Annotated in this window: 6 protein-coding genes; 3 read left to right on the top strand and 3 right to left on the bottom strand. The window is 67.8% G+C overall.

Annotated features, from left to right (window positions below; translation table 11 throughout):
- Window positions 1–212: hydroxylase (locus tag Q0588_RS02770; RefSeq protein ID WP_298743553.1), on the bottom strand; the 212-nt coding region annotated here is incomplete at its 3' end.
- Window positions 213–522: 310 nt separating this feature from the next.
- On the bottom strand, window positions 523–1,635 hold the full coding sequence (locus Q0588_RS02775) for an acyltransferase (protein ID WP_298743555.1): 1,113 nt from the start codon (window positions 1,633–1,635) through the stop codon (window positions 523–525).
- Window positions 1,636–1,912: 277 nt separating this feature from the next.
- Here Q0588_RS02775 and Q0588_RS02780 point away from each other — a divergent pair, with 277 nt between their 5' ends.
- Complete coding sequence (locus Q0588_RS02780) at window positions 1,913–2,620, top strand: helix-turn-helix transcriptional regulator (RefSeq protein ID WP_298743557.1); 708 nt, start codon at window positions 1,913–1,915, stop codon at window positions 2,618–2,620.
- Between the two features lie 46 nt (window positions 2,621–2,666).
- A complete protein-coding gene (locus Q0588_RS02785) occupies window positions 2,667–3,518 on the top strand; it encodes a sterol desaturase family protein (RefSeq protein ID WP_298743559.1) in 852 nt (283 codons plus the stop codon).
- Between the two features lie 12 nt (window positions 3,519–3,530).
- Here Q0588_RS02785 and Q0588_RS02790 read toward each other — a convergent pair whose 3' ends face one another.
- Window positions 3,531–3,806, bottom strand: coding sequence for a metal-sensitive transcriptional regulator (locus tag Q0588_RS02790; protein ID WP_298743561.1), 276 nt, complete (start codon window positions 3,804–3,806; stop codon window positions 3,531–3,533).
- Between the two features lie 99 nt (window positions 3,807–3,905).
- Between Q0588_RS02790 and Q0588_RS02795 the strand changes: the two genes are divergently transcribed.
- On the top strand, window positions 3,906–5,347 hold a 1,442-nt coding region (locus tag Q0588_RS02795; RefSeq protein ID WP_298743562.1), incomplete at its 3' end, for an HAD-IC family P-type ATPase.

The raw sequence follows: 5,347 nt of genomic DNA on the forward strand, positions 1-5,347 counted from the left end.
AGCATGCGTCGGCACTGGGCGTGGGTCATTCCCATCGGGCTCACGCCGCCGCTCTTTTCAGCGCTGTGGCTGTGGGTCGCGCCTTCGCCCATTGTGCGGAGCATTTGTTCGCACGACGCCCGTTGTTCGGCCGTCGGGGGCGCGGTGGTCGCGCAGGCTGAAACGCTGACGGCCAGCGCCAGGGCGCTCACGAGAGCAAGGGATTTGTTCATTTGGCCGATCCTCCCGAAGACAATCTTGGATTCCCTTCTACCGGCGCTGGCGAACGGCGCTTTGATCCAAAGCAAACGGCGCGGGCGCCCGGCCCGTCAAGAGTTCGGATTTGTCGGCCGAGTCGGAGGGGGCGGTGCTTTAAGCGAGGCGTTCGATGAAGAACGCGCTTTCCGATGATGGGTCAGATTCCAACCGAATAACGCCCGGACCCTCAGGGCTCCCGATTAAAAGCCTCACCGCCCTTCCGCCGATGGAGACCTTCTTTTTCGGAGTTCGCGCCGGCCGGCCTGACCCGGGGCATGGCTTGGTTCACGGCTCGGTCCGAGGACCTTCGAACCGGCGTCGAATCCAGGTGCGGCCGGGCTTTTCGACGAGCAGGTGCAAGGCGACGGCGATCAGCGCGGTGACGACGAACAACCCCGTCAGTTCGACCGGCGTGATCCGGAACGCGCTGTCGATGCCGCGCAATTCGGCGACGACGCCCTTGAAGGCGATGATGACGGGCATGTGCACGAGATAGAGGGCGAAGGACGCCTCGCCGGCGAAGACCAGGGCCGGCGCGGCGAGGGGGCCCTCGCAGTCCGCCCGCGCCAGCAGGGACCAGGTCAGGATCACGGGGGCGCAGAGGGCGACCACGATGCGGTCATCCAGCGACAGCTGCATGGCGCCGAGCAGGACCAGGGTGGTGAACAGGGCTGCGGCGATGGCGACGGGCCGGCTCCAGCGCCAGCGATGGCCCAGGGCGTAAAGCGCCATGCCGATCAGAAATTCCGGGACGATCCGCAGAATGCCGAGGGAATCCTCGGCCCGGGGCAGGACCTTGCCGAACGCCTGGACGTACAGGGCGTCGAACACGACGAACGCCACCGCCCCCATCCCGAGCAACGCCCAGGGGCGAGCCCGGAACCGCAGGGCCAGCCATGCGAAGGCCGGGAACAGGAGATAGGCGAACCATTCCGCCGACAGCGACCAGCTCGGTCCGCTCCAGTGGATGACCGCGTCCGTCGGGAACCAGGCCTGGACGAGGAACAGGGTCTGGAAGAAGGCCAGCGGCGGATAGCTGTCGGCGTCGAACCGGACCCCGGCCGCGGTGGCTCCCAGGACCATGACCAGCACGCTGGCCAGCACCGCGACGTGTAGGGGGTAGAGCCGCGCCAGGCGGGCGATGAGGAAGCGCCTGTAGCTGAAGGTCCCGGCGGCGAACGCCGGCCCGTAGACGTGGGCAAGGATGAAGCCCGACAACATGAAGAAGGCGTCCACCGCCAGCCGGCTGCGCTCAATGATCGGGCTGAAGCCCAGGGCCGGATCCCATTGGAGCTGGTAGTGGAATAGCACCACGCCCACGGCCAGGAAGGCCCGCAGACTGGTCAGGGCTCTCAGCTCGGCCGGATAGCCGTCGCGGGTCGGCGGTACGGACGTCATGAGCAATGGCCCCCCAAGGCGGGCGGAACACGACGGTCCACCTATCTGGGATACGCATCGGATACGTACATCCCTCGTCCCGCCGCGTCAGGCTTCAGTCCAGCGGTGCCGTGGGCCCGGCAAAGCGGCGATGGTCCGCTCCCACCCGTTGCGAGGGGCTCATGGTGCGCGGCTTGCGGGTTTCGCCGGAAGGCGCGATGACAACTGCCGTCGGCGATGGGACCGGCGCGGACGCCGCGACACTATGGCTTCGCCTTCATCGAGCGCAGTTTTCGCCATGGGCGACGGATGGGCCGCCTATGCGGGCCCGCATGAAGCGCACGCCGCTCACGCCCATGTCGCGATACAGCTGGCCGTGGCCCGCACGGGCTCGGTCCGCGTGGTTCTGGAAGACCATCGCACCTTGAGCGGTCAGGCGATCGTCATCGGCCCGCGGGTTCGCCATCGGATGACCGACGAGGGCGGGTCGGTCCTGCTGTTGTACCTGGAGACGCACACGCCGTTGGCCTCGAGCCTTCTGGCGCTGATAGCGCCGGCCGTCGCGGCCGTCGCTCCGCCCTCCGTGACGGCCCTGTTGAGCCCTGAGGCCCAGCCGGACCGCATCGTGGCGGGCCTCAGAGAAGGGCTCGGCGTCAAGGAAGTGAAGCTGGATCCACGCCTTGAAGGGGCGCTCCTCAAGGCGTCCGAAGACCCGGCGCCCGGCGCCGTCGCCCGGGCGGCCCGGGCGGTCGGCCTGTCCCCCGCGCGCCTCCGGGTTCTGGCCCAGGCGCAGATGCAGGCTCCGCTGTCGCAATGGCTGCTATGGCGAAAGCTGCAGAGGGCCGGGCATGAGATGGCGTCGGGCGCGGGCCTGGTGGAGGCGGCGATCGCCGGCGGTTTCGCCGACCAGGCGCATCTGAACCGCGTCACGAAACGCATGTTCGGCGTGACGCCCTTGCAGGCGTCGAGCGTCGTGCGTTCTGCGGACAATCGGTTCGTTCAATAAGCCGCCCGCCGGCCGCGTCATCCTGGGGCGTCCCTGGAGCCCTCCGATGCCTCTCGCCCGGTTTCTCGTCCGTCTCGGTTATGCGCCGGTGTTCTTCGCGGGCTTCCTTGGGGCCGCGGTGACCTTGGCCGAGCGGGGGGCGCCCCCGTGGAGTCTGCCGATCCTGCTCGGGCTGGCGCTGGCGGTCTCGTTCGCCGCCGAGCGTCTGGCGCCCTACGAACCCGTCTGGAATCAACCCCACGGGGACGCCGGCCGCGATTTGATCCATGCGGCGGTCAATGAGGCGTCGATTGTCCTCTCGGTTCTGGCCCTGCCCCTTGTGTCCGGCGTGATCCCGGGTCTCGACGTCTGGCCGTCCGGCTGGCCGCTATGGGGACAACTGGCGGTCGCCATCCTGGCGGCGGACTTCGGCATCACCCTGGCGCACTACGCCAGCCATCGCATCCCGGCGCTCTGGTCGTTGCACGCCGTGCATCATTCCGTCGAACGGATGTATGGTTTCAACGGCCTGCTGAAACATCCCCTCCATCAGGCGATAGAATTGACGGCCGGTGTTGCGCCGCTGGTGCTCCTCGGCATGCCCTCGGACGTCGCCTGGCTTCTGGCCTTCGCCGTGGCGATCCAACTGATCCTTCAGCACTCCAACGTCGATATGAAGATCGGACCGCTGATCTACATATGGGCGGTCGCCCCGGCCCACCGACACCATCATCTGGCGTCGCAAACCGAGGGTGACGTCAATTTCGGCCTGTTCACCAGCCTGTGGGACCATCTGCTGGGAACGTTCCGGTCGGGGGCCGACACGCCCCGGACGGGCCAGATCGGCGTGTACGGTCGGCCCGACTACCCCAGAGGATATCTCCGGCAACTCGCCGAACCCTTCCGACGGGGTGTCTGACACCCTGTCGCACTAGCGCGAGGCGCGTCCGAGCAGCTCGATCAGTTCGTTCGCCTTGGCCTTGCGCTCGGCCGGATCGTTGCCGGTCATCGCGCCCATGACGCAGTGGTCGAGGTGATCCTTGAGGACCTCGCTCTCGACACGCAGCAGGGCGGCCCGCACCGCCTGCAGCTGGGTCAGCACGTCCACGCAGTATCGGTCATCCTCGACCATCCGGGCGATGCCGCGCACCTGTCCCTCGATCCGGTTGAGACGGTTTATCACCTTGGGCTTGGTCAGGGTCTGCATCCAATTCCTCGTTCCAGTCATTCCCTATACCCTATGATGGTATCTTGCGCGATACCCCAATGGGGTATATTTGGCGTCCAGCCGATTCAGGAGCCCGCCATGTCCACGTCCTCGCATTCCCATCCGGACGGTCACGCCGGTTGTTCGACCCACACGGCCGACAGCGGCGCGAAGGCCGTCGACCCGGTCTGCGGCATGACCGTCGATCCGGCGACCGCGGCGCATCGCGCCGCTCACGAAGGCCGGGACTATTTCTTCTGCTCGGCGGGCTGCCGGACCAAATTCGTCGCCGAGCCGGACCGATACCTGGGCGAGAAGCCGCAGCCTGCGCCCGTCGTCCCGGGCGCGATCTACACCTGCCCGATGCATCCGGAGGTGCGCCAGGAAGGCCCCGGCTCCTGCCCGATCTGCGGTATGGCGCTGGAACCGGAGACGGTGACCGCCGAGGCGCCGGTCAATCACGAACTGATCGACTTCACCCGCCGCTTCTGGGTCAGCCTGGTGCTGACCCTGCCGGTCTTCGCTCTGGAGATGGGCGGGCATCTGACCGGCCTGATGATGCGGATACCGGGACAGACCTCGAACTGGATCCAGTTCGCCCTGGCGACGCCGGTGGTGCTGTGGGCCGGATGGCCCTTCTTCCAGCGGGGCTGGGCCTCGATCCGCAACCGCAGCCTCAACATGTTCACCCTGATCGCTATCGGCGTCGGCGCGGCCTGGATCTACAGCGTGGTCGCGGTTCTGGCTCCGGGCCTGTTCCCGGCGGCGGTCCGGCGAATGGACGGCAGCGCGCCGGTCTATTTCGAGGCGGCGGCGGTGATCACCGTCCTCGTTCTGGTGGGCCAGATCCTGGAGTTGCGCGCGCGGGAACAGACGTCCGGCGCTATCCGGGCGCTGCTGGATCTGACGCCGAAGACCGCGCGCCGCGTGCGTGACGACGGCGGCGACGAGGATGTGACGCTCGACCTGGTCGCCGTCGGAGACCGGCTGCGCGTCCGGCCCGGCGAGAAGGTGGCCGTCGACGGCGAAATCCTGGACGGCCGGGTGACCATCGACGAATCGCTGGTCACGGGTGAATCCATGCCGGTGACCAAGGAGGTCGGCGACAAGGTCGTCGCCGGATCGCTCAACAAGACCGGCTCGTTCGTGATGCGGGCCGACAAGGTCGGCGCCGACACCCTGCTGGCCCGGATCGTCCAGATGGTCGCCCAGGCCCAGCGCAGCCGCGCGCCGATCCAGCGTCTGGCCGACCAGGTCTCGGGCTGGTTCGTGCCGGCCGTGATCGGCATCGCGGTGCTCGCCGCCGTCGTCTGGGGCCTGATCGGTCCCGAACCGCGCCTGTCCTACGCGCTTGTCGCCGCGGTGTCGGTGCTGATCATCGCCTGTCCCTGCGCCCTGGGCCTGGCCACGCCCATCTCCATCATGGTCGGGGTGGGGCGCGGCGCGCACGCCGGGGTCTTGATCAAGAACGCCGAGGCGCTGGAGCGTTTCGAAAAGGTCGACACCCTGGTGCTCGACAAGACCGGCACCCTGACCGAGGG

The sequence above is a fragment of the uncultured Brevundimonas sp. genome (genome assembly GCF_937870815.1).
Taxonomy (GTDB): Bacteria; Pseudomonadota; Alphaproteobacteria; order Caulobacterales; family Caulobacteraceae; genus Brevundimonas.

Excerpts from the sequence above, each read along its gene's own strand:
- Q0588_RS02775 (WP_298743555.1), bottom strand. The coding sequence starts at position 1,635 with ATGACGTCCGTACCGCCGACCCGCGACGGCTATCCGGCCGAGCTGAGA.
- Q0588_RS02780 (WP_298743557.1), top strand. The coding sequence starts at position 1,913 with ATGGGCGACGGATGGGCCGCCTATGCGGGCCCGCATGAAGCGCACGCC.
- Q0588_RS02785 (WP_298743559.1), top strand. The coding sequence starts at position 2,667 with ATGCCTCTCGCCCGGTTTCTCGTCCGTCTCGGTTATGCGCCGGTGTTC.
- Q0588_RS02790 (WP_298743561.1), bottom strand. The coding sequence starts at position 3,806 with ATGCAGACCCTGACCAAGCCCAAGGTGATAAACCGTCTCAACCGGATC.